Here is a 23,164-nt window from a genome sequence, read left to right as displayed (position 1 = left end):
CGTGATCAAAGCGCCACCAGCACAGTTTATAGGGCTTAGCCCGATTATATTTTTTGTCGTTATTGTGCTCTTTACCGGTATATTGACTAACGATATCACCACGATGCCAATTTTGGTGGCGTTTTTTCTGGGGGCTGCCTATGCACTGCTGTTAAACCGCAAAGATAAGGCCTTAAGCTTTGCGGATAAATTAAATATATTCTGCCAAGGAGCAGGCAATAAAAACATCATATTGTTGGTGTTTATCTTTTTACTAGCGGGCGCGTTTTATTCAATCACGGTAGATATTGGTGCACGAGACGCAACGGTTAATCTTGCCTTGGGCCTAATACCAAGACCTATGATTTTGCCGGGGCTTTTTCTTATTTGTTGCTTTATCTCATTTGCAATGGGTACGTCTACCGGTACCATTACCGCTATGGCGCCAATTGGTCTTGGCCTTGCAGAGCCCTTAGGTGCAGCACCAGCACTGCTAGCCGGAATTGTTGTGGGTGGTGCGATGTTTGGTGACAACCTGTCGTTTGTGTCAGATACCACAATTGCTGCCACGCGTAGTCAAGATGTTGAACTAAAAGATAAATTTAAAGCAAACGTATATATTACCCTGCCAGCATGCTTTGTAACGATGTTGATTTTACTGTTTATTCCCGTCGCCGATGTTAGCAATTTACAGTCGAGCAGCTATGAACTGCTGCAAATTTTGCCCTACGTGCTCATTATCGCCAGCGCACTATTTGGCTTGAATGTGATTTTGGTGTTGGCAATCGGCATTGGCAGTGCTGCCATGATTGGTCTTTGGGAGGGTAGCTTAACGCTAGTTAGCACCTTGCAAAGCATTCAAACCGGTATAAGTTGGATGCAAAATTTAGCGATGATTGCAGTAACAATTGGCGGCATTGTTAGTTTGATGCAGGCATACGGCGGCATTGCATGGCTAATAAGTGTGCTCACGCGCCGCATTAAAACTCGCCGAGGTGCTGAGTTTAGCATCGCCGCATTGGTCAGTGTGCTCGACGTATCTACCGCAAATAATACTATTTCAATTGTGACTGCCGGGCCTATTGCTAAAGATCTAAATCGCCAATATGGGGTCGATCCTCGCCGCACAGCCAGCATCTTAGACGTGTTTTCTTGCAGCTTTCAGGGGCTTGTGCCCTATGGTGGACAAATCCTTGCCATCGCTGCATTAGGTGGTATTTCGCCGCTGTCGGTATCGATGTACTCATGGTACCCAATGTTGCTATTTGTGTTTGGATTATTGGCCATTGCACTGAATATTCCAAAGTCTTTAGCAGGCTCAAAGGTATAGAGGGACGATTTTGCTAACCATCGGTTTTTATTAACGGCGCTACTACTGTTTAAGCTGCTGGTATTCCTGGTTGGTAATATCAAAGACATACATTAGGGCGTGTTTAGCTTGGTCGCTCAGAGGATCAGAAGAGTCTCTTGCAATAGTAAACAGCTGTTCTTTTATTTGTGCTGAACGAGGAACTGTACCTGCGTGTAAACCGTCTAAAATGCTGTAACGTAGCTCCAAATCGTTTTCTGGCTTAATGAAGCGATTGGCGATGACTTCACGCTCATCATTGCTGCTAAAACGTAAAGTATGATTTGCTAGCGTACTGCGGTTTTCAGTGTCAGGATTTTCTAACATTCCATATAGCGTAGACAAAATTTGTGATTTTTCGACACTGGTAATTTGAAAAGGCATGACCAGATCAAGCGCCTCTAGTTTTGCCTCTTCATCCGCTTGTGAATACAAGGCAATGTTGACAAGTGCAGATAGAATTTCCGGGTTCTCTGTTGCTGTATAAGTGCTAGAAACTAGATGCAAAAACTGTTGGCGAGACTGCAGATCTTCTTGTTGACTGAGTCTTAATGCGGCGTTCTCGAGTGACGCGTAACCTTTTTGATCGGGCAAACCTTGTAAAATGGCCGTGATGTAGTGAAATTCTTTAGAATCAAAACTCAGCGTTTGCATGTGCTCTACTAATATCGCCAGTTGCGTCGGAGAATCAGCAAGTGCTGTGCGAAGTTGATCAATTGCCCGAGAGAACGCGGCGACCTCGTCGTCGTCAGCTGGCTCAGATAAACTCATTAATTCATCAAACATTGATATAATATCGCTTGGGTCTTGCCAGCGATAATCTTCGCCCTGATTCTCTTCTTCAGGGAGTTCGACTAAGTCGGTAGGGGCTAAATAAACGCTTGTCTCGCTTGGGTCGCTAGTTTTTTTACGCAGGCCTTGTTCGATATCTAGCCAGGCATGAGGAGCCTTAGAAGTGTTTTGGGCAGCCAGTTTCTGATCAACTTGTTGAGATGGGGCTTGGTTTACTTTGCCACCAAAAAGCCCGAGCACTGCAGCTGTATATCCTCCGTAAAAACCGGAGGCTAACAACAGCAATGCAATTACTAAGGCCCGCCAATTCATGCCGGAACTCGCTTACGCTTTGATTTCATAAGTGGTTTTGATTTCCACTTGTTCATTTAGCATGAGCATGACGGAGCAGTATTTTTCAGTCGACAAGGCCACCGCTCGCGCGAGGTGTTTTTCGCTTACATTGCTCCCGCTTACCACATAATGAGCGTGAATGTGTGTAAATACGCGTGGTGGCTGATCAGCCCGCTGCGCTTCAAGTTCGCATTCACAGCTAGTGATCCCCTGACGGGCTTTACGCATGATTTCAACTACATCTACCGATGAGCAAGCTCCGACGCTAAGCAACACAGCCTGCATCGGCGAGAGTGCTTTGCCGTTACCGTCAAGATGCAGTGTTTCGCCTGAGTCCATCTTGCCATCAAAACCAAGATCATCTTCTGAAGGTTGCCAACTAACCGTTGCTTTCATGTTTAAGTACTCTCCGAATTACGTTTAATATGAGTAGGGGTGATGAGGATCTGCTTTGACTTATAAAGTTGCCCAAGCGCGCGCTTGTATGCTGCTTTGCTGACGTTAAACCGTGTTTGAATATCATCAGGGCTGCTCTTATCCGTTAGTGTTGAGATACCGCCATGGGCCTCTAAATCCTCTAGAATTTGCTGATTAAGAGACTGCCTCTGTTTTGCGTCATGACGCTGCAGACTGACGTCAATTTTGCCATCTTCTCTTATTTTAGTGATATACCCCGTATGAGTCTCACCGATATGCACAGGTTTAAACAGGTCGCTGTGATACAGCAGGCCACCAAAACTATTGTTAATGATGACTTTATAACCTAATGGGGACTTACCATAAACTAACAGCTCTACTGGCAGGCTATAATCCCATTGAGCAGGGGCATCTAACAGAAATTGCTCAATTTTAGTGGTAGCAAACATGCGGTTTTGAGTTGGCTCATGAATTAAGCGCACTACCGCGGGCATGCCTTCAGCGAGTTCGCTATGTGTATGCTGTTTAGGTGCAAACAAATCGCGCTCGATACCCCATTTAAAAAATGCACCGGCGTCGGTTAGCCCTATCACCGTTAGTGCCTTGAACTCATCTACCGAAATTGTGGGTTTGAGCATGCTGGCATGAATAGCCTTGTCTTGCCCATAGTATAAAAATACCTCAACGCTTTGGCCTTCGGTAAGACTATGATCAGTGGCGCTCAGCAATATTTCTTGGGCTTGGGCACGCACATTTTCAGTCCATGGGTTGCTGGGAAGGGCTATGCTTTGAGGGTCGCATAACACGTAACCAACCGGTGTGGCTTCTTTTACCTGTAAGGTGTTGATTTTTCCAATCGATAACATCAGTCTACTAGTTCATTTGTGGCTATATGTTGCGCATGATAACAGTATACACCGGCTTTTCGAGCGCTACTGCATTAAAAACCCACAAAAATATCACAGCAATTGTGTATGTTTATGGGCCATGTGCAGACCGCCGGTATCTGCGTCTTGATATAAGGTAAAAATGCCGTCAAATTTTTGCATACCCTGCACGAGCTCTTCGAGGGTCTCGACAACTTCTTCGTCGTCTTCATATTCACCGTCAGTACTTTCGATGTAAGTGCCGTCACTTGAGGCCGAATTGTTTGAATTAGAGGTGTCTTGAGCAATGGTGTTAGTGTTAAATGCGATTAGGGCAATAACAAAAAAAGATAGAAACTAACCGATTCTTATTCCATGAAAACATTGACTATGTTCCGTTTATTATTTAATACAGAACATAGCACAAAGTAAAATACAAAAATCAGTCCTGCAATTGAATCAATTTGGGCAACCCAAGATTTACAAATAATTATGAAAATTCTGGTAAAACAGTACAGAGGTACTGTTATGATTCTATCCCTAATCGTTGAGGTAATAGAGCGTTGATGAAACTGAATGCAGATTTAGGTGAAAGTTACGGGTCTTGGCAGTCGAGCACCGATCAGGATGTGATGCCGTATATCGACCAAGCTAATCTTGCCTGCGGCTACCATGCGGGCGACCCGAAGGTGCTGCAAACGACCATAGCATTGGTCAAAGAACATAATGTCAGCCTTGGTGCGCATCCCTCCTATCCGGATTTACAGGGCTTTGGGCGTCGCAGTATGCGCATTCCAGGAAACGAATTAATTCCAATGCTGCACGCACAAATAGCGGTTGTAGAAGGCATGGCAAAATGTCAGCAGGTTAAGCTAGAGTACGTAAAGCCGCATGGCGCGCTGTATAACGATATGATGCAGTATCCTCAGGTGTTCGAGGATGTGTTAAGCGCAATGTCGCAATATCATTGCACATATCCCTTAATGATACAGGCTCTTTCAAATAACGATTTTCATAAAGAACTTGCAAAACGCTACGGCGTCACCCTGATGTTTGAAGCATTTGCCGACCGTCGATATACCGCCACAGGTTACTTGGTTTCGCGTCAGCAGTCTGGATCAGTATTACATGCAGAAGAGGCCCTCGAGCAAGCAAAGCGCTTGATTGTAAATAAGCAGGTAATTGCGGAAAACAATAAAGCTATTGATGTAGAGGCCACCACGCTGTGCGTTCATGGTGATACCCCGAGTGCCTTGGAACTGCTAATAAACATTCGTAAATTTCTGAGTAAATAAGCGTGTTTTTGCCGCGAGATGAATATATTCATGGGGCGCTAGATAAGTACTGGCTTGGCGAGTCTGTGTGCGTGCATTGGGTAAACGAAAACAGCTGTTTACTGCAGTTTTCATCACCCGAATCTAGTCGCGACGCGGCTCTCATCAATGCCAATCAACAGGTGCGAAGGTGGAGTGCTGCGCTAGTATCTCAGTTGCCCAATTGGCTAGAAAATTATGTGCCGGCCTACACTTCACTGTTAATTGTTTACGATGCAGAACTGGCAGATAAGTTCTCAGTGCTGCGCTGCTTGCGACACATCCAAAGTATAACTCAAACGCAAACTGATGCAGTGCCAAACACTGATACTAGCCAACAGCACCATACGATTGATGTGTGTTATTCACCCACATTAGAGCAAGCATTGCCTAAGAACCAACTGTCAGGCAAAACGCTGCCCAACGATATTGACATCGTCAGCGGATACAGTGCACTGACGATAGATGAAGTCATAGTGCTGCATTGCCAGCCTAAGTATCGCGTATTCACAGTAGGATTTTTGCCTAACTTTGCATATATGGGACTGACTGAGCACGCGCTCAATATTCCGCGGCGCAGTAGCCCACGAAAAAGCGTGCCGGCTGGCGCGGTAGCCATTGCCGACAACCAAACTGCAATTTATCCGCAAAGCTCTCCAGGTGGGTGGCATATTTTGGGCTACACACCTTTAGCGCTTGGCAATAATGCTCAGGTTCAGTTCAGGGCGGGGGACACTGTGAGCTTTCGAGCGATTAGCGAAGAAGACTACTGTCAACGGGTGAGCAGTTGTGATTGAGATCCTGAAGGTAAGCGTATACGCCCAATTAGTTGATGCAGGCAGGCGATTAGCCTCGCACTTAGGCTATACCCAATCAGGCGCATTAGACTGGCAAAGCTTTGAGTTGGGTCAGGCATTGCTCGGAAACCACAAAGCAGATGCCAAATTCAGTCATGTTGGCGTCGAAGTGACATTAGGCGGCATCGAGATGATATTTCATCAAGCAGCGCTTGTCGCTTTAACTGGGGCGCCTGCGAACTGCCTCGTCGATGGCGAAGCGCACAACATGAACGAGGCTATCTTTATTCCTAAAGGTGCCACGCTTAATGTTACTAACATCGGGGCCACGCAAGGCGCGAGGCTCTATCTAGCGTGTAGAGGGTTGTTTGATGTGCCTACTCTATATGGCTCAGCGTCTAATGTTAGGCGTGAGGGTAGCGGAGGGCTCCATTTAAACGGAGATAGCCTGCAGGCAGGTGATACCTTATCGTTTAAAAAACAGCACTCTAGGCCAGCCCATGAGCTAGCAGAATTGGTAGAAACCTTAAGGCGTGATAACAAGCTTATTGGCAGCGTGCTTCACCGCCAAAGCGTTATAGATACCGAAACTTTACAATTTATCCCCAGCTACCAATGGGAGTCGTTTTCGACTAAAGAGCGTTTAAAGTTGTTAAGTTCAGAATTTATGGTGTCGCCTGATTGTGATCGCATGGGCATGCGTCTCGTTGGTCCGTCTATAGATACCGATGCTAGAACACTCTATTCGCAAGGGCTTTGCAATGGTGCAATCCAGTGTGCGGGTAACGGACAACTTATTGTGATGCTTAACGATCGTCAAACTATCGGTGGCTATCCTGTACTTGGTGCAGTCGATGGTTTTTCAAGAGCAAAATTGGCCCAGAAAAAAGCCGGTGACCCCCTTCGCTTTACTGCCACTGACGAACTCAGTATTGCTGCAAAGCGTAGCATTTGGCATCAACAAATGAAAAATTTAGCCACATGGGTAGATCAGCGCTTAAGTTCGTGATTCAATCAGCTAACTAACTCAATAGAGAGCATCAGCATGGCCAATGTAATTCTTAACCACCAATATATTGATGAAAGCGAAGCAAAAATTTCGCCAATGGACAGGGGCTTTTTATTTGGCGATGGTATCTATGAAGTCATTCCTTGCTATGGGCGTCAGCCGGTAGGTTTGAAACTGCATCTAGCAAGAATGAACAGCGGTTTAAAAGAGATTGGCATTGAGTATCATGCAGACGAAACAATGTGGATGGAACTTATCCAAGGTTTGCTAGCGCAGTTTGATACGCCCGACATGGGTATATATATTCACGTGAGCCGAGGCGCCGATACCAAGCGCTTTCATGCTTACCCAAAAAACGTGACACCTACTGTATTCGCCTATGCGTTTGTTATCCCTGCTTCACAGGCTCTTGATCGCGATAAAGCCAAGGGCTTTAGAGTAACTACTGCTCAGGATTTACGGTGGCAGCGTTGCCATATTAAATCGACATCCTTACTCGGAAACGTCATGCATTTTCAGCAAGGCCAAGATGCGGGTAAGGATGAAGTGATTTTGTATAACGATAAACATGAAATTACAGAAGCGGCCGCCTGCAATATTTTTGTTGTTAAAGACAAGGTTATTTACACGCCGCCACTCGATAATCAGTTGCTGCCGGGTATTACAAGAAGAATCATTGTTGATAGTTTAGCGAACGCCGGTGGGTTTGACCTGCGTGAAACAGTTGTGCCGCTAAGCATGTTAGATGATTGCGATGAGGTTTGGTTGACATCTTCGAGTAAAGAAATAGGTGCCGTGGTGGAAGTGAATGACAAAGCGGTTGGAGATGGTCGTCCGGGCGAAATGTGGTTAGCCGCCCAGACGGTATACAACAACTACAAATTTACTTGTTAATCGTCTTCGTTGCATTCACCTTCTGCGCATTGACCATATAAATAAAGGCTGTGGTGAGTAAGCGTCATATTGTTTGCCGCAGCAACCTCTTCTTGACGCCTTTCAATGATGTGATCTTCAAACTCTACAACTTTGCCGCACTTTAAGCACACCAAATGATCGTGATGATCTTTATGGCTTATTTCGAACACCGATTTTCCACCTTCAAAATGGTGACGATTCAAAATTCCGGCATCATCGAATTGGTTGAGTACCCGATACACCGTTGCCAAGCCAATCTCTTCACCCATATCAATCAGCAGTTTGTATACATCTTCTGCACTAATATGCTGATTATTTGGTTGTTGAAGAATCTCAAGGATTTTTAAGCGAGGAAGCGTAACTTTAAGGCCTGCTTTTTTCAGTTCTTTATTATGGTCCATGAGTTTCCTAATGTTCGGATTATTGTTCTTATTATAAGTAAGAATTCAAGATTTAACAGCTTTTGCCGATCATTATGATAACAAATAAAGGGCCAACACATCTTGGTTTAATTCAAAATTAGCGATGTACCTAATTTTATGCAGTTAAGTGTTGTTCAAAAAATGGTAATAGGCTTTACCAGTCTCTCCGTGTTTTTCGTGATTGCCAGTGGCTGCGTGTAAGTAAGTTCATTTTGATATACCGCATAGAACAGACAAATTGCCACGAAAAAAGCCTAACTTACGTGATTAACGTCGGTCAGGCTTTCTAATTAAAAATAAAGGTATTGTGCTTAATAATGGATATTCATGATAAAGCACGCTGTTTATCAGTATATTTTTACAACTCAATATTCGGGCGTGTCCCAAAGCCTCCGCCATATACGATGGCATTTAGTAATAAACGATTAGTCCCTCTTGTGGCCCCTCTGAAGTTTGGTTGTCCAGAGAACATAATCAACTGACCTTTACCAATAGATTCTCGTGTTAAATAACTTGAGTTGGCGATACGTTGAGCCGCTTCTGGCCAAATTAGTCCACTCATGCGCACGTGCAGCTCTTTTCCGTCTGGAATGGAATACCAGCCGAGTGCACTGTCGTTTTTAGCTTCCTCGTTATCAGTATATACACCAATAGAGACAACTGACTCTGCGCCTTGAGGCGTTACTAGCACCGATTGGTCAGCATAAAGCACCGGTAGCTGTTCAGTTACGCCAAAGGTGAGCCAGTGCTCTTGGTCGGCATGTCCCACTGCCATGGCGCCTGCCGGCATAAATAGTTTCTGCCATTCGTTGCGTTGTTTAAGCGCATCTTCATCGAGACGATCTGGCTTGTTATCCCATGGGTAGGCAACATCCGTATTCAGTAGGGACGTCGTGAGAGCCTCGCTTACACTATATGGCTGCATTGCTAGTAGACGTCGCTGTAAGGCGATATCAAAATCTTCAGCATCTGCAAAGATTTCGTCAACAATTTTCACCGAGCTAAAATCTTCCATTTTCGCAATGATCGCGCTGGCGTTATCATGAGTGATTAATGTTCCGCCTTGCTTCACCCATTCAGCGAGCGCTTTTTGACTGCTTTGGTTCAAGCTACCACGTTGGGGCAAAATAATTGTGTTGTAGCGACGTAAATCAGCAGAGGCTAAGCGATCAGATTCTAAGTGACTATGACGTATACCCAGATTCGTATCAATGCTCCACCAGGTGGTACCTACGTCATTCGCACGGGTGCCAGCCTGAGAGGCAATTGCAATTTGCGGTTGCTGCAATAGCACAAAGTGTTCACCACCCCAGTCCGGCAATTCGCCATTACCATAACCGGTTGTTGCGCTCATTACCTGCAGGTTTAACTCGTCACCGGTTTTTTTAATTAGCGCCAGTAAGTCTTTGTTGTTGACGTTGTCAGTGATGGTGATGGCCACCGAGCCTCTATTGAGTTTGACATCATCAAACTGCGCGACTTTATCAATGACTCGAACGTTGACCCCTTGTTCCATTAACCTTGCTGCAAAGGCAACAGACGCGTCGTCTGCGCCGTCAACAAACCATGCAATAGCGTTCGAATCGGGTTGATTATTGACTTGACTAGGCTCGTTGTAAGCAGATAGGTTTTTACTGAGTTCATCGCTAACCGTTAGGGCCTCGAGACCATACATCATGGTTAAATTCCATGCTGAGGTATCGTACATTATCGATTCCCCTTTTTTCAGCACTCGCTGGCGCTCAGCTTGAACTACCTCTGGCTTTAACGCAGAATCAAACTCCATTATTGCTGCCAGTAAACGCGCTTCGGGCTGGCGACCGTTGATCACTAAACTTCCCACAGGCAAATTCACCTTATCTTTTTCTATACCAAGGTGATTAGTGGCGTTATCGACTTTGAAGGCTTTGTTTACCATCTGTACTTCAATGTCTTGTGCTAATAATTTTTCAGCCAATAGGTGAGTGCGCGAATGATTATCGTTGGCTAGCACTACATACGATTTATTCGCATAAGGACTTTTGCTCGAAACTACCATTTTTCGGTCTTGCCAATAGTCTTTGTACATTGCGTCTGAATATTTATCCAAAGACGCTAAGTTTGCTAGGGTACTAACATATTGATGGTGCACCGACTGCTTATACGTTTGAATGGTGCCTTCGGGACGCTTTACGCCGTCTTCAGACATACGCGATTGCTCATACAAAATATGCATGCTGCCTCTATACTCTGCGTAGTTTGAGTAACCTGGATACCAGTTTTCAAACCATTCGCCGGTGTAGTAAGTCCAGCCATTTTTGTCAAACGCAGCGCCTTGGTCTTTAGAAAACGTGACCGCCCATTTTTGGACGCTAGGAGCGATATTAAAGTTTAAGGGCTGACGGGGAGGGCCCATCAAATAGGTATCTTGTGGACCCATTTCATGGCCATCTATCATAAGCTGCGGGCGCCATTTATTAATAAGTGCTACGCGGCCTTTTGTTTCGGGCTGGGTCAGATAAAAAAAGTCTCGATTTAAATCAAATAGGTAATGATTAGTGCGGCCATAGGGCCAATCACCGCGGTGCAACAAGCTTTGGTCATCTACGTTTGGTGCAGCTCCGCGATATTGTTCTAAAGACTTGGCAAAGCGCGCGCGTCCGTCAGGATTCATCATAGGGTCAATCACCACCACCATGTCATCGAGCAAATCGATTGTCGCTTGATCGGTGCTTGCAGCAAGGTGATAGATAGCGGCAAGTGCCGCATCCGCGCCGGAAGTTTCGTTACCATGAATCGAATATGCCATCCACGCAATGGCCGGTAGACGTTCAATGATCTGCTCAGCCTCAGCGTCTGAGGTTACCCGTGGGTCGGCAAGGGCGTTAAGATCTTGTTTGATATCGTCAAGTTTAGCAAGATTTTCAGGACTTGAGATAAACACTGCAAATAGAGGTCGTCCTTCATGACTCTTTGCATACTCAAGCACCACCATGCGCTCACTTTGGGTCTTCCAAATTTGAATTGCTTCGGTAATAAGAGCAGGGTTTGCTACCCGCTGACCAATCTCAAACCCTAATACATCGTCAGGGTGGGTAATGTCTTGATTGTAATTACCTTCGAGTAAAGGCGCTTTGTAGTCTAAATCGGGGTGATAGGTTGGTTTCATTAATAAACTGGCCTGCGCAACTTGCGTCAGGCAAACAGCAGCGCACATCAAGCTAATGAGTTTTTTATGCATCGTAGGTTTCCGCTATTATTATTGATGGGTTAGGCATTCACGATTTTGTAGAATGTTCTAGGTAATATGCTGAAGTGATTAGACTACCACTAAAGGCTTAAAAGGTTCAAATTAAAGCAAACACGCTTAAGACTAAATTAAGGGCAAAAAAAAGGCTACTAAACGATGTAGTAGCCTCGATGTCTAGCGCCTTTGTTATTCAAGCTCTGCTAGGCACATCTCTTCTTTAATTTGTGCGCACCAAGCTTTGACACGCTCTTCGGTGAGCTCCGGCTGGCGGTCTTCATCAATGCCTAGGCCAACAAAGTGGTTGTCGTCGGCCATTCCTTTAGAGGCTTCAAAATCGTAGCTTTCTGTAGGCCATTGACCGATTAATATCGCACCCTTTGGCTCTACGATGTCTCTGATCATGCCCATCGCGTCTAAAAAATATTCGGCGTAGTCTTCTTGGTCACCGCAACCAAATATCGCTACAAGCTTGTCAGCGAAATCAATTTCTTCCAGCTCAGGGAAGAAGTCATCCCAATCACACTGAGCTTCGCCATAGTACCAAGTAGGAATACCAAACATAAGCAGGTCGAATTCGGCAATTTGTTCTTTACTGCTTTTCGCAATATCTTTTACGTCAATTAGGTGCTTACCTAATTCTTTTTGAATCATCTTTGCGATATGTTCAGTGTTACCGGTATCGCTACCAAAAAAGAGGCCTACACTTGCCATTTATACAATTCTCCGCTTCTGTTTGTCGTCAGACGCCTTGCGCCATCCAAAAGAGTTCAATAATACCTTTCATTACGAAACCTAAGGCACCTAAGCCCAAAACCCCATAAACTATAAAACGACCTGTTTTCGGCACATCGTTTTTAGTTAGCACATCGTGTACAGCAAAGAACATTAGCGTAAATAACACAACTAGCGTGATATTTAAGGCGATAGACTCAACTGTTTTAAACGTTTCGGGCGACATGCATTAATCCAAATAAAGTCAAACATGTACGGCATTAGCCGCTTAGGTCAATCCGCGTTATTTACGTATCGACCTTTGAATGAAAACTTCGCGGATATTATCATAAAAAATTTTTAAAACTGAGCAAAACACCGATATTCGGTGCATAAAGTGTTCAGTTTACTCACCACGTAAAAACTTTGTAATCAGAGCGTTAACGACTTGTGGTTTTTGGGCGTGCAGCCAATGACCCGCTTGCACAATTTTAGCGCTTGCCTGCGGAAACTGCTCAATAATTGTTGCTTGATGGGCTGCTGTTATATAGTCAGATTCAGCACCTTTCATGAACAAAGTAGGCCCGCTGTAGCATATGCCAGAATGATCCCATGCGCTGAGTGCATCATAGTCGCGTACGATCAGCGGCAGATTAAAGCGCCACTGCCACTGTTGATTGTCATCTTGGTAAAGGCTTTTCAGTAAAAATGCTTGAGTGCCTGATTCTTGCACATGCTCAGCTAGTTTGATTTTTGCATCGGTGCGCGATGATATTTTCGATAAATCAACGTTGTTTAAACCGCTGAATACTGCGTGATGCCGGGCAGGATAGGGGATAGGTGCAATGTCCATAATGACCAATTTCGACACGATTTGCGGCAGTTGCTTGGCCACTAACATCGACACCTTGCCGCCCAATGAATGGCCTACAAGCACACAGTTGCTCAGCTTAAGCTCTTGCAATAGTTTGACTACACGCTCGGCGTAATCATCAAAATTGAAACGTTCGGTGCGCAAAGATTTACCATGATTAGGTAAATCTATACTAATAACTAAACGCTCATGTTCAAACGCCCGCCGAATTACCGATAAGTTATCAGAGTTACCAAACAAGCCATGTATCAACACTAGTGCTGGTAGTGCTTCTGTTGAAGCGCTTTTAGGTGAATGCGTTTGATAAAATAAACCGTGTGACATTTGTAGTTCCTGAGTTTTCGTTTGGATTGGCGGACGAATTATTCTGCGAATACCACTGATGTGCGTAAAAAAGATTACCCAGCGTAGGCTGGGCAATCATATCAAGTTAAGCAATCTTTGTTCAGTAGTCCTACTCGCTACATATTTGGATACATGGGGCCACCGCCGCCCTCTGGCACCACCCAAACAATGTTTTGCGAAGGGTCTTTGATATCGCAGGTTTTACAATGTACGCAGTTTTGTGCATTTATCTGGAATTTCTTTTCACCATCGTCGCTATCAATTACTTCGTAGACGCCAGCAGGGCAGTAGCGCTGGGCCGGTTCGTTGAACTTAGGTAAATTGACCTGAATAGGAATGCTTGGATCTTTTAATTTTAAGTGACAGGGCTGATCTTCTTCATGGTTAGTATTGGATAGATACACAGAAGACAGCTTATCGAAACTTAACACGCCGTCGGGCTTCGGATACTCGATATCAGGCATCTCACTCGCGGGCTTAAGTGTGGCGTGATCCGGCGTAGAATCGGTGATGGTAAACGGTAATTTACCGCCGAAGAAGTTTTGATCCAGCGTATTATAGGCACCGCCCATAAAGTTTCCAAACTTATGAATAGCCGGGCCGAAATTACGCGAGCGATATAACTCGTCGTACAACCAAGAGGATTTAAAGCGTTCAGTGTATTCAACTGGGTCTTTAACTTCCTCTGTTTGTGTTAAGCCAAACAGAGCCTCAGCCGCTAACAAGCCCGACTTCATAGCAGTGTGGTTACCCTTAATTTTTGAGAAGTTAAGCGTACCTGCATTACAACCCACCATTAAACCACCGGGGAAGGTCATTTTAGGCAATGATTGAAAACCACCCTTAGAAATGGCTCTTGCACCATAAGTGACTCGTGTGCCACCTTTTAAGGTTTCGGCAATTACTGGATGGTGTTTTAAACGCTGAAATTCATCAAAAGGCGACAAATGTGGATTGTTGTAATTTAGGTCAACAATTAAACCAACGAATACTTGGTTATTTTCAGCGTGATACAAATAGCTACCACCAGTTGCTTTACCTAAGGGCCATCCGGCAGTGTGAACAACCAAACCAGGCTGATGTTGTTCGGCCGGTACATCCCATATTTCTTTAAAACCAATTGCGTAGTGTTGGGTTGAAACGTCTTTATCTAATTCAAATTTTGCAATGAGTTCTTTGCCAAGATGGCCACGGCAACCTTCCGCAAATACAGTATATTTTCCGGTTAACAGCATACCTGGTACGTAGCCGTCTTTTTCAGCGCCGTTTTCGCCAAGCCCTAAACTGCCCGTAATGATACCTGCAACATTACCTTTATCATCGTAGTGAATTTCAGAAGCGGTAAAGCCTGGGTAGATTTCAACTCCTAAGCTTTCAGCCTGTTCTGCCAACCAGCGGCACATGTTCGCCATACTTAAAATATAGTTACCATGGTTGTGCATGCTTTTAGGCGTAATTAAATTGGGTAACTTGGTTGAGCTTGTTTCGCTGTTAAGAAGATAAATATGGTCTTCAGTGACTTCAAGGCCCAGTGGCGCGCCACGCTCTTTATAGTCTGGGAATAGTTCGGCAAGTGCAGTAGGTTCAAACACCGCGCCAGACAAAATATGGGCTCCAACTTCTGCGCCTTTTTCAAGAACACAAACATTGAGTTCGGTATTTTTCTCATTCGCTAATTGCTTGAGCTTGATCGCCGTCGATAAGCCGGATGGACCCGCGCCTACAATGACTACATCAAACTCCATTGTTTCTCTTTCCATTGCTGTCTCCAAGCAGGTGCTCGCAAGTTATAGAGGAGTATTCGTTAAACGAATATTACAACTCGTCAAAACATTGTAAAATCAAATAGTGTGTGAAAGGTAATGCAGGTTGACGTTTACGTCAACTCTATATAAATTGCGTTATACAATTAAAAGCTGTTTAAAACACTGTGTCTATTATAATCACATGTTTGTTCGACAGGCGTATTAAGCAACTATGGTCATTGTAGCGAATGTATAGTTATCATGACATCTATCAAATGCATTACATTTTTAAAGTTGTCTACCTTTAAACGCTTTAGCACGTTTAAGTTAGCAAGCTAAAACTAACCAATTCCACTAGGGGAAAGTATGAAGGTATTAGTGCCGGTGAAACGCGCCATCGACTATAACGTCAAGGTCCGTGTGAAGCCTGATAATTCTGGGGTTGACCTCAACAACGTCAAAATGGCAATCAACCCATTTTGTGAAATCGCAGTCGAAGAAGCGATTCGCTTGAAAGAAAAAGGCGACGCGACAGAAGTCATCGTCGTTTCGATAGGCGATAAAGCTTGCCAAGAGCAAATCAGAACCGGTCTAGCGCTAGGCGCAGATCGCGGTATTCATATCGAAACCGAAGTTGGCGTGTCTTTAGAGTCACTGCAGGTTGCCAAGCTCTTGCAAAAAGTAGTCGAAGCAGAAGCGCCCGATTTAGTTATCTTAGGTAAGCAAGCAATTGATTCTGACAATAACCAAACCGGTCAAATGCTGGCTGCATTAACTGATATGCCTCAGGGCACATTTGCTTCGGAAGTAAAGCTTGCTGATGGTAAAGTTTTGGTCACTCGCGAAATCGATGGCGGCCTGCAAACCGTAGAACTATCTCTACCAGCAGTAGTTACAACTGACCTTCGCCTGAATGAACCTCGCTATGCATCACTTCCAAATATTATGAAAGCCAAGCGTAAACCAATTGACGTGAAATCTGCGGCAGATATGGGTGTTGATCTTTCTTCAAACGTTAAAGTGATTAAAGTAACACCTCCACCGCAAAGACAGGGCGGCATTAAAGTAGCTAGTGTAGAAGAGTTGGTCGATAAATTGAAAAATGAAGCAAAGGTGATTTCATGACAGTTCTAGTATATGCAGAGCACGACAACGCGGTGCTAAAACCTGAAACGAACAAGCTGATAACGGCAGCGAAAGCTGTGGGCACTGATATCACAGTATTAGTTGCCGGTGAGCAGTGTCAAGGTGTTGCAGAGGCTGCGTCTAAGCTAGCCGGCGTCAGTAAAGTATTGTTAGCCGATAACGCCGTGTATTTGCATCAAATGCCAGAAAATATTGCTGATTTAGTGGTAGAGCTTGCCAGCGGATACACGCATATATTTTCGGCTGCAACGACCACAGGTAAAAATTTCATGCCACGCGTGGCAGCATTGTTAGATGTTGCACAAATATCTGATGCTATCGATGTTGAATCTGCAGATACTTTTGTACGTCCTATTTATGCGGGTAATGCCATTGCTACTGTGCAAAGTTCTGACGCGGTAAAAGTAGTCACTGTTCGTGCATCTGCATTTGATGCGGTGAGTGATGACGGCAACGCTGCAATTGAAGTTGTCGACGTAGTGAAAACTTCAGAAAAGTCATCTTATGTAAGTGCAGAGCTAACTAAGTCTGAGCGACCTGAGTTGACTGCAGCAAACGTGATCATTTCTGGTGGACGCGGTATGCAGAATGGCGATAACTTTGCTTTGTTAAACGGTATTGCCGATAAACTTGGCGCTGCAATTGGTGCATCACGCGCCGCAGTAGACGCAGGCTTCGTACCTAACGACATGCAAGTTGGACAAACGGGTAAAATTGTTGCACCTGACCTGTACATTGCAGTGGGTATTTCAGGGGCGATCCAGCACCTTGCCGGTATGAAAGATTCAAAAGTTATTGTTGCCATCAATAAAGATGAAGAAGCTCCAATATTCCAAGTCGCAGATTATGGCTTGGTAGGGGACCTATTTGAAGTATTGCCTCAGTTAGAGTCTGCTTTATAAATCAATAACTTAACGCTTTTTTAAGTAACAAAAAATACCAGCCTAAGCGCTGGTATTTTTATGCCTAAAATATACCCTAAAAAATAATGTAATTTTCGATAAAAATCCCTTGCGTATTTACAAATAGTGTCTATATTTCGCTCAATTTTGTGATGCTATGTTGGCATCAATTTCACAAGGGTAAACACATGATCCACACTATTGTTGTGGTAGATTCAGTAAGCAATTTTGCTGAAACAATTCCTGATATTGGCGTACCGGTTATTGATTTTAATCAGTACTTGTCTGACTATCCTAAAAAAGGCGAGCCTAAAACACGGGTAATCAATCTGTGTGCAACCGATTTATATTTGAGTCGCGGTTATTATTGCTCGCTCCTAGCTGAGGCGCGGCAGCATAAAGTTTTGCCAAGTGTGAATGCCATTAATGACCTAATCATTCGCAGTGATGATGAGCAATTAGATAGTCACCAGATTACGCTTCCACAACATTTATGTGGCAGTTTTGCTGAAGTAGCGTCAAGTCTAAAAACTGACAGTGTCTTTGCCTTTTTTGGAAACACTGAAAACAATGCATTTAAACGTATCGCAAAATACGCGTTTGAGCGCTTTCCTGTGCCAATTTTATCACTTAGCGTAACCGTCGCACACAACGTTACCTCGTTGACTGTTCAGTTGGTGAGCATAGAGAGTTTAGATGCCGAGCAACAAAGCTTATTGTTTAGCCGTTTACAGCAGTTTATTGTAACCAACTGGCGTAAAACATCGCCTAAAAAACGTGCTCGATGGGATATGGCTATATTGCACAACCCAGATGAAAAAACGCCGCCAAGTGATGCTAAATCACTTAAAAACTTTGTAAAAGCAGCTCAACAAGTCGGTATTCACGCTGAATTAATCACGCCGAAACAGCTGGGCTTGATTGGTCAGTATGATGCCTTGTTTATTCGTGAAACCACGGCAATTAATCACCACACCTATCATGCTGCGCGTAAAGCTGAGCAAGAGGGCTTAGTGGTCATTGATGATGCAACATCAATTTTGCGCTGCTGCAACAAAGTGTTTTTGCAAGATGCATTTACTTACAACAAAGTGCCGGCTCCAAAAAGTGCGTTTGTATCACAAAATGATGAAGCTTCAAGAGAACGCTTAATTGCTCAGTTTGGTTTTCCAATGGTGCTGAAGTTGCCTGAAAGCTCATTTTCGATTGGCGTATTTAAAGTTGATGACGAAGCTCAACTAAGCGCTAAGCTTGATTTAATGTTGGCACAGTCAGCCCTTGTTCTTATTCAAGAATTTATCTTTACTGAATACGACTGGCGTATTGGCGTACTAAACGGCAGAGCGATATATGCCTGTCGATACTTTATGGCGCGTAATCATTGGCAGATTTACAATCACAGCTCTACAAAGGATTTCTCTGGCGCTTTTGAAACCTTACCAACTTTTGAAGTACCCAAACCAGTGCTTGATGCTGCAATAAAAGCCAGTGCTATTGTTGGGCGTGGATTGTACGGTGTAGACGTAAAGCAAAGTAACAACCAAGTTTATGTAATTGAAGTTAATGACAACCCAAGCCTAGAGTCAAAAGTAGAAGATCTGTACTTAGGCAAAGAGCTGTACATGATCATCATGCAGGAATTTGCAAACCGTTTGGAATCGCGTGGCCGCTAGTATTAGTAGTCATCATGCAAAATTCAATGAAACAGCTAATATGAGTCAGATCTTTGAAATTAGAGCAGCGCAGAGTGCAGACGTAGAGTCGCTTTTTGCGCTTGAAAATGCCAGTTTTGAATACGACAAACTCACCAAACGCCGCATTCGTTATTGGATTAGCGCACCAAACGCAATATTTATGGTGGCTTGCGACAATAGTACACAAGGGCTTGGTAAAGTAATGGCCTATGCCTTGGTGATCATGCGCAAAGGCTCTCGCTCTGCTCGTTTATACTCGATTGCAAGCGACAAAAGTGCGCGTGGCCACAAGTTAGGTGAGCGCTTATTGTTGGCTGCTGAAGCAGCCGCAGTAGAACAAGGCTTATTATTTATGAGACTTGAGGTTGCAATCGATAATCAACATGCAATCTCGCTGTATGAACGCTTAGACTATAAGCAGTTTGGTCTTTATAAAGAATATTACGAAAATAAGGCGGACGCCTTACGGATGCAAAAAGCCATAAAACAGTTGTTTTCTAAAACCTTCTTGCCTGCTTACCCTTGGTATCAACAAACCACGGAGTTTACCTGCGGTGCCGCAGCTTTAATGATGGCTGGAGCGGCGCTTGATGCTCAAGTAGTGCTGACTCAAAACACTGAGCTGGATATATGGCGGCAGGCGACATCTATATATATGACTTCTGGTCATGGCGGTAGCCACCCGATAGGTTTGGCCCTTGCTGCAAAAAGCCTTGGCATGACAGCTGAAGTTTATATTAACATTGCGCATACGCCCTTTATAGATGGTGTACGCAGTGCTCACAAAAAAGCCCTGCTAAACGCGGTACATCAGCAATTTTGTGATAAATCATCTCAGGCTGGTATTCAACTGCATTATGCCGAACCCGACATTCAGGACCTGCGTGATGCAATAGAGCAGGGTAAAGCGGTTATTTGTTTAATCAGTACCTATCAGTTTGATGAAAAAAAGGTGCCGCATTGGGTAGCCATTACGCATATTGATGATACTTGTTTATACATTCATGATCCTGATTTAGACGAAGATGAAAACCCCATTGATTATCAGCATATTCCTATTGCAGTGGAGGATTTCGCTGGCATGGCGACGTATGGCAAACAAAAATTAAGGACTTGTTTAGTCCTCTCTAAATAGCCAGCTAAGGGTAATTACAAAAAGAAAGTTGTGCAATCAAATTTGTTTGCATTTGTGAAGCGCAATCACATTTAGTTGCTCAGCTTCTTTAAGCAAGAGGCTCAATTAGTATCGTAATCCAAAGGAGCAGAGAAAGTTCTGTCGGTAGTATAAAACTCAATGACGACAGGCAAGTGGTCGGCTAGATCGTCTTGACGCTTAGGCTCAAAATAACTTACTGGTTTAGCTGACCCAGGCACTAACTCGGGCAGCATGTTACCGTTCATCACCGCATAGTCTAAACGTCGCTGAGGCTCTAACGCAGTGTGGGTAAAGTCAGTATCGCTCAAGGGGTCGGTAAAGGTATTACCATTGTGCTGACCGCTTAGTAGAGTATTCAGCTCTATGGTGTTGGGCAGTGAGTTGAAATCACCTACTAATAGTATGTTTCGGTCAGGATCTTCATTTAAAAAACGCTCGAACTGGCCTTTTAACATGTTAATTTGACCCAATCGCATAGCTACATCGCGCTTGTCGCGCCCAGCTTTAAGGTGAACAGCGCCCATAACAAATGAATAGTCTGTAGACGGATAAACATCAATAGCCCAAGTACGGGTATTTAAACGATTCTGTGAAGCGGGTTTGCCCTCATCATTTAGCCAATCTACTAGGGGGGTATGCAGGTTACCGTAGCTATACAGAACGCCTAAAGGTACGCGGCTCATGACTACTACGTTCATATACCAAGTGTGCGAGGGGGCATCTGCAAAAAATTGATAGCCCATGTCTGCAAGTTCATTTACGGCGATATGTCGCAGCAACTTAGCGCTTTCAAACTCTTGCAGTACGACCACATCGGCATCGGCCATTCTAAGAGCAGCAACTAAGTCGGCGCGTTTGTTGCCCATATGCTCAGGGTTATCTTCGCGGCGATTTTCTACATAGGGATCGTCGTGTTCGTCAACAAAGTGCTCGACGTTCCACGAAATGATTTTTACGGTGTCACCGTCAGGGAACTCATAGCCAACCGGCATTACCCAACCGTTTTTATGCATTGCGGAGCCCGTTTGCATGTTGTTTGCGCAATCAAACCCTTGCTCATCAACACTTTTCACATTGCCTTGACCACAGGCACTTAAGGCTATAGCTGAATTTTCTTGAATTGAATCTGTCGCCATTGTAATACTTGCATTAGATGCAGGTTGGGAGGTAGTGCAAGCGGCTAGACTGAGTACGCAAAGCGATAAGATTACTGTCTTTAGTATTTTCATTTTTAGCTTCATTTTAGAGGTTGTGGCGATATATCCTGCCTGAAGATATAGATTACGCTTGAGAGATTTGGTAGATCAAATAATCGCATGTGGCAAAGCTACGTGATGATATTTAGACGTTCCTTTTGATCTTAGCGTCAATCGCAATTGCCAGTTTACAAATCGTGCGAGCCTGACTGAACTTTAACTGCGTGTAGCGATAACCTCTAGCTCAACCATGAGTTCAGGTAATGCCAGTGATTGCACGCCCACAGTGGTATCGGCGGGCCATGGCTCAGCAAAATATCGATGACGCATAGCCATGATATGTTCAAAATTGTTCATGTCGGTAAGGTACACCGTAATCTTGAAAATACGGTCAATATCAGAGCCTGCTGCTTGCAGCGCACGTTTAATGTTCGCCATGGCTTGGTCAATTTGCGCAGTAATGTCACCTTCGCCCACAATTTCGCCTGCATCGTTTACTGCTGCCTGACCTGACAGATACACCACGTTACCAACACAGTGGCCTTGGCCTATGGCAAATGCGCTAAACACATCCGGCTCCAATAGAATGGGGTCTGTTCCGATTGTCATTTTACACGTCCTCTTTTATGCGGTTTTTTAAGTTGTGTGTTTACCGATCCTTTAACTGTATAAGGTTTTGCTCAGTGAACATAGTTGAGGCGTAAACTTCATCAAATTTATAAGTATTTATACGCTAGCGTTAGTCATCTATTCACGCTGATTAATGTACTATCAATTTACTAGGCAAGTCCATATTGAATGTTTACAGGAATTTATGATGACAGTTTATATCGTCTCACAACTAACTATCCACGACCGTGCTAAATACGACGAGTACGAAAGCGGCTTTACCGAAGTTTTCGAAAAATTTGACGGCAAAATGCTAAGCGTTGACGAAGAGCCAACCGTCCTTGCCGGCAAGTGGGAGGCCACACGTTCAGTGATTATTGAATTTCCTTCAAAGCGAAGTGCAATCACGTGGTTAATGTCTGATGAGTATCAAGCTATTTCAAAGCATCGAGAAGCGGGAAGTACGGCCAATTCGATATTGGTAAAGGGTTTTGAATAACTCTGCTTGTACTGTTTGCCAGGAAACGGCGACTATGTAGTGGGAATTCTGATTTTATATAGGCGCTTATGGTGTCATTTTCTCGCAGATAAATAACGCCACCTTGCAGCTTACTAACAGCATTTCGATAACGGGTATCGAGTAACGGACAACGGGTATGATCGCAGTCTGAGCCGCTATATTCGCTATTTAATACAAATTACCGCATAAAAACAAGATACAACATTACTGTAGTTATTGCTCTATTTAGAAAACATGAAACTTCTTATTTATCACTAGAGCAATTTTGTTTTAACCATCGAACTATCAACAAAAGCCGCCTATGTGCAAGATTCAGCATTTGTTCGTGTTTTAAAAACACGATAAAACGACCTTATTGACCTAACAAGGCTTGCCTAATATATTAGTAATATGAAAAAAAACAAACACGACTCAGATTTTGGTTTATCTGATAATTGTGTTCGGATAATAAGTTGTTATATAACAGGGAAGATATTTAGATGTTTTTTTTGAATATGCTTATTTTGGTAGCCCTAGTTCAACTTCTAGTAAGAACAGAGAAGCCTGAATTATGTGCTGCTATATACACTGCTCTCATGCTGATTTTTGGCCTAGCTTTCGGGTCGAGTATTTTAAATATTTTAATTAGCACTGTTATTTCAGGTATTTTAAGTTACATATATTTTTGGTTGTTATCTAAAACGCTGAATACCACAAATTTCTGGATAGTTTTGGTCGTTGGGCTAGTAATTGGTTTTGTCTGAGATAAAGGTAATGTTACATAACAAATACATTAACCGGATGTTGGCAAGAGCAGCCACCACCGGTTATGTAAGGTGTTATACGTCATGAAAGTTATTGCTTGCC

The 23,164-nt window shown here is 43.9% G+C and carries 21 protein-coding genes; 10 read left to right on the top strand and 11 right to left on the bottom strand.

The features are described from left to right. Position 1: 1 nt before the first annotated feature. Positions 2-1,309, top strand: coding sequence for a Na+/H+ antiporter NhaC family protein (locus tag AB9H30_RS03385; protein ID WP_371193233.1), 1,308 nt, complete (start codon positions 2-4; stop codon positions 1,307-1,309). Between the two features lie 42 nt (positions 1,310-1,351). Here AB9H30_RS03385 and AB9H30_RS03380 read toward each other — a convergent pair whose 3' ends face one another. Genes AB9H30_RS03380 through AB9H30_RS03370 form a run of 3 tightly spaced genes read right to left on the bottom strand, consistent with a single transcriptional unit; the run spans position 1,352 to position 3,735 of the window. Further along, positions 1,352-2,431: a hypothetical protein gene (locus AB9H30_RS03380; RefSeq protein WP_371193232.1), complete on the bottom strand. Its 1,080-nt coding sequence runs from the start codon at positions 2,429-2,431 to the stop codon at positions 1,352-1,354. A gap of 12 nt (positions 2,432-2,443) precedes the next feature. Next, entirely contained in the window at positions 2,444-2,848 is a 405-nt protein-coding gene (locus AB9H30_RS03375) for an OsmC family protein (protein WP_371193231.1), read from the bottom strand. A 2-nt stretch (positions 2,849-2,850) separates the two neighbouring features. Beyond that, positions 2,851-3,735, bottom strand: a complete 885-nt coding sequence (locus AB9H30_RS03370; protein WP_371193230.1) for a S1 RNA-binding domain-containing protein — start codon at positions 3,733-3,735, stop codon at positions 2,851-2,853. A gap of 566 nt (positions 3,736-4,301) precedes the next feature. Between AB9H30_RS03370 and AB9H30_RS03365 the strand changes: the two genes are divergently transcribed. From AB9H30_RS03365 to AB9H30_RS03350, 4 genes are read left to right on the top strand one after another with little or no spacing between them, the layout of a single operon-like run. Further along, positions 4,302-5,030, top strand: coding sequence for a 5-oxoprolinase subunit PxpA (locus AB9H30_RS03365; RefSeq protein ID WP_371193228.1), 729 nt, complete (start codon positions 4,302-4,304; stop codon positions 5,028-5,030). A gap of 2 nt (positions 5,031-5,032) precedes the next feature. Beyond that, positions 5,033-5,845, top strand: coding sequence for an allophanate hydrolase subunit 1 (locus AB9H30_RS03360; RefSeq protein ID WP_371193227.1), 813 nt, complete (start codon positions 5,033-5,035; stop codon positions 5,843-5,845). Next, positions 5,838-6,854: a biotin-dependent carboxyltransferase family protein gene (locus AB9H30_RS03355; protein ID WP_371193226.1), complete on the top strand. Its 1,017-nt coding sequence runs from the start codon at positions 5,838-5,840 to the stop codon at positions 6,852-6,854. Before AB9H30_RS03360 ends, AB9H30_RS03355 begins: the two co-directional genes overlap by 8 nt. A 36-nt stretch (positions 6,855-6,890) precedes the next feature. Further along, the gene (locus AB9H30_RS03350) at positions 6,891-7,748 is read left to right on the top strand and encodes an aminotransferase class IV (RefSeq protein WP_371193224.1); all 858 of its coding nucleotides are present in this window, start codon (positions 6,891-6,893) and stop codon (positions 7,746-7,748) included. Here the strand turns inward: AB9H30_RS03350 and fur are convergent. From fur to AB9H30_RS03320, 6 genes are all read right to left on the bottom strand, one after another. Then, positions 7,745-8,170, bottom strand: coding sequence for a ferric iron uptake transcriptional regulator (fur, locus tag AB9H30_RS03345; protein WP_371193222.1), 426 nt, complete (start codon positions 8,168-8,170; stop codon positions 7,745-7,747). The two genes, AB9H30_RS03350 and fur, sit on opposite strands and share 4 nt — an antisense overlap. A gap of 379 nt (positions 8,171-8,549) precedes the next feature. After that, positions 8,550-11,411, bottom strand: a complete 2,862-nt coding sequence (locus tag AB9H30_RS03340; RefSeq protein ID WP_371193220.1) for a M14 family metallopeptidase — start codon at positions 11,409-11,411, stop codon at positions 8,550-8,552. 195 nt (positions 11,412-11,606) lie between these two features. Next, positions 11,607-12,131: a flavodoxin FldA gene (gene fldA, locus AB9H30_RS03335; RefSeq protein WP_371193219.1), complete on the bottom strand. Its 525-nt coding sequence runs from the start codon at positions 12,129-12,131 to the stop codon at positions 11,607-11,609. Between the two features lie 28 nt (positions 12,132-12,159). After that, positions 12,160-12,378, bottom strand: a complete 219-nt coding sequence (locus AB9H30_RS03330; RefSeq protein ID WP_371193217.1) for a DUF2788 domain-containing protein — start codon at positions 12,376-12,378, stop codon at positions 12,160-12,162. Between the two features lie 159 nt (positions 12,379-12,537). Continuing rightward, positions 12,538-13,329: an alpha/beta fold hydrolase gene (locus tag AB9H30_RS03325; RefSeq protein WP_371193216.1), complete on the bottom strand. Its 792-nt coding sequence runs from the start codon at positions 13,327-13,329 to the stop codon at positions 12,538-12,540. Positions 13,330-13,466: 137 nt separating this feature from the next. After that, a complete protein-coding gene (locus AB9H30_RS03320) occupies positions 13,467-15,110 on the bottom strand; it encodes an electron transfer flavoprotein-ubiquinone oxidoreductase (protein WP_371193214.1) in 1,644 nt (547 codons plus the stop codon). Between the two features lie 351 nt (positions 15,111-15,461). On the opposite strand from AB9H30_RS03320, the gene AB9H30_RS03315 reads away from it, so the two are divergent. The 4 genes from AB9H30_RS03315 to AB9H30_RS03300 all read left to right on the top strand — a co-directional run bounded on the left by AB9H30_RS03315 (position 15,462) and on the right by AB9H30_RS03300 (position 19,972). Next, positions 15,462-16,220 (top strand): electron transfer flavoprotein subunit beta/FixA family protein, encoded by a 759-nt coding sequence (locus AB9H30_RS03315; RefSeq protein WP_371193213.1) that lies wholly within the window; start codon positions 15,462-15,464, stop codon positions 16,218-16,220. Continuing rightward, the gene (locus AB9H30_RS03310) at positions 16,217-17,143 is read left to right on the top strand and encodes an electron transfer flavoprotein subunit alpha/FixB family protein (RefSeq protein ID WP_371193212.1); all 927 of its coding nucleotides are present in this window, start codon (positions 16,217-16,219) and stop codon (positions 17,141-17,143) included. Before AB9H30_RS03315 ends, AB9H30_RS03310 begins: the two co-directional genes overlap by 4 nt. A gap of 188 nt (positions 17,144-17,331) precedes the next feature. Continuing rightward, positions 17,332-18,816, top strand: coding sequence for a RimK family protein (locus AB9H30_RS03305; protein WP_371193210.1), 1,485 nt, complete (start codon positions 17,332-17,334; stop codon positions 18,814-18,816). A gap of 40 nt (positions 18,817-18,856) precedes the next feature. Further along, complete coding sequence (locus AB9H30_RS03300; protein WP_371193209.1) at positions 18,857-19,972, top strand: peptidase C39 family protein; 1,116 nt, start codon at positions 18,857-18,859, stop codon at positions 19,970-19,972. A gap of 101 nt (positions 19,973-20,073) precedes the next feature. Here AB9H30_RS03300 and AB9H30_RS03295 read toward each other — a convergent pair whose 3' ends face one another. Both AB9H30_RS03295 and AB9H30_RS03290 read right to left on the bottom strand, forming a co-directional pair. Next, complete coding sequence (locus AB9H30_RS03295; protein WP_371193207.1) at positions 20,074-21,129, bottom strand: endonuclease/exonuclease/phosphatase family protein; 1,056 nt, start codon at positions 21,127-21,129, stop codon at positions 20,074-20,076. A gap of 276 nt (positions 21,130-21,405) precedes the next feature. Next, the gene (locus tag AB9H30_RS03290) at positions 21,406-21,798 is read right to left on the bottom strand and encodes a RidA family protein (RefSeq protein ID WP_371193206.1); all 393 of its coding nucleotides are present in this window, start codon (positions 21,796-21,798) and stop codon (positions 21,406-21,408) included. 205 nt (positions 21,799-22,003) lie between these two features. Between AB9H30_RS03290 and AB9H30_RS03285 the strand changes: the two genes are divergently transcribed. Further along, the gene (locus AB9H30_RS03285; protein ID WP_371193205.1) at positions 22,004-22,297 is read left to right on the top strand and encodes a DUF1330 domain-containing protein; all 294 of its coding nucleotides are present in this window, start codon (positions 22,004-22,006) and stop codon (positions 22,295-22,297) included. Positions 22,298-23,164 lie beyond the last annotated feature (867 nt).

This window comes from Glaciecola sp. SC05 (genome assembly GCF_041380235.1).
Lineage (GTDB): Bacteria > Pseudomonadota > Gammaproteobacteria > Enterobacterales > Alteromonadaceae > Glaciecola.
Note: the sequence above shows the minus strand (reverse complement) of the source record. Positions and strands in the feature narration are given on the sequence as shown.

Coding starts and splice junctions, on each gene's coding strand:
- AB9H30_RS03380 (WP_371193232.1), bottom strand. CDS start 2,431: ATGAATTGGCGGGCCTTAGTAATTGCATTGCTGTTGTTAGCCTCCGGT.
- AB9H30_RS03375 (WP_371193231.1), bottom strand. CDS start 2,848: ATGAAAGCAACGGTTAGTTGGCAACCTTCAGAAGATGATCTTGGTTTT.
- AB9H30_RS03370 (WP_371193230.1), bottom strand. CDS start 3,735: ATGTTATCGATTGGAAAAATCAACACCTTACAGGTAAAAGAAGCCACA.
- AB9H30_RS03365 (WP_371193228.1), top strand. CDS start 4,302: ATGAAACTGAATGCAGATTTAGGTGAAAGTTACGGGTCTTGGCAGTCG.
- AB9H30_RS03350 (WP_371193224.1), top strand. CDS start 6,891: ATGGCCAATGTAATTCTTAACCACCAATATATTGATGAAAGCGAAGCA.
- fur (WP_371193222.1), bottom strand. CDS start 8,170: ATGGACCATAATAAAGAACTGAAAAAAGCAGGCCTTAAAGTTACGCTT.
- AB9H30_RS03340 (WP_371193220.1), bottom strand. CDS start 11,411: ATGCATAAAAAACTCATTAGCTTGATGTGCGCTGCTGTTTGCCTGACG.
- fldA (WP_371193219.1), bottom strand. CDS start 12,131: ATGGCAAGTGTAGGCCTCTTTTTTGGTAGCGATACCGGTAACACTGAA.
- AB9H30_RS03330 (WP_371193217.1), bottom strand. CDS start 12,378: ATGTCGCCCGAAACGTTTAAAACAGTTGAGTCTATCGCCTTAAATATC.
- AB9H30_RS03325 (WP_371193216.1), bottom strand. CDS start 13,329: ATGTCACACGGTTTATTTTATCAAACGCATTCACCTAAAAGCGCTTCA.
- AB9H30_RS03320 (WP_371193214.1), bottom strand. CDS start 15,110: ATGGAAAGAGAAACAATGGAGTTTGATGTAGTCATTGTAGGCGCGGGT.
- AB9H30_RS03315 (WP_371193213.1), top strand. CDS start 15,462: ATGAAGGTATTAGTGCCGGTGAAACGCGCCATCGACTATAACGTCAAG.
- AB9H30_RS03310 (WP_371193212.1), top strand. CDS start 16,217: ATGACAGTTCTAGTATATGCAGAGCACGACAACGCGGTGCTAAAACCT.
- AB9H30_RS03305 (WP_371193210.1), top strand. CDS start 17,332: ATGATCCACACTATTGTTGTGGTAGATTCAGTAAGCAATTTTGCTGAA.
- AB9H30_RS03300 (WP_371193209.1), top strand. CDS start 18,857: ATGAGTCAGATCTTTGAAATTAGAGCAGCGCAGAGTGCAGACGTAGAG.
- AB9H30_RS03295 (WP_371193207.1), bottom strand. CDS start 21,129: ATGGCGACAGATTCAATTCAAGAAAATTCAGCTATAGCCTTAAGTGCC.
- AB9H30_RS03290 (WP_371193206.1), bottom strand. CDS start 21,798: ATGACAATCGGAACAGACCCCATTCTATTGGAGCCGGATGTGTTTAGC.
- AB9H30_RS03285 (WP_371193205.1), top strand. CDS start 22,004: ATGATGACAGTTTATATCGTCTCACAACTAACTATCCACGACCGTGCT.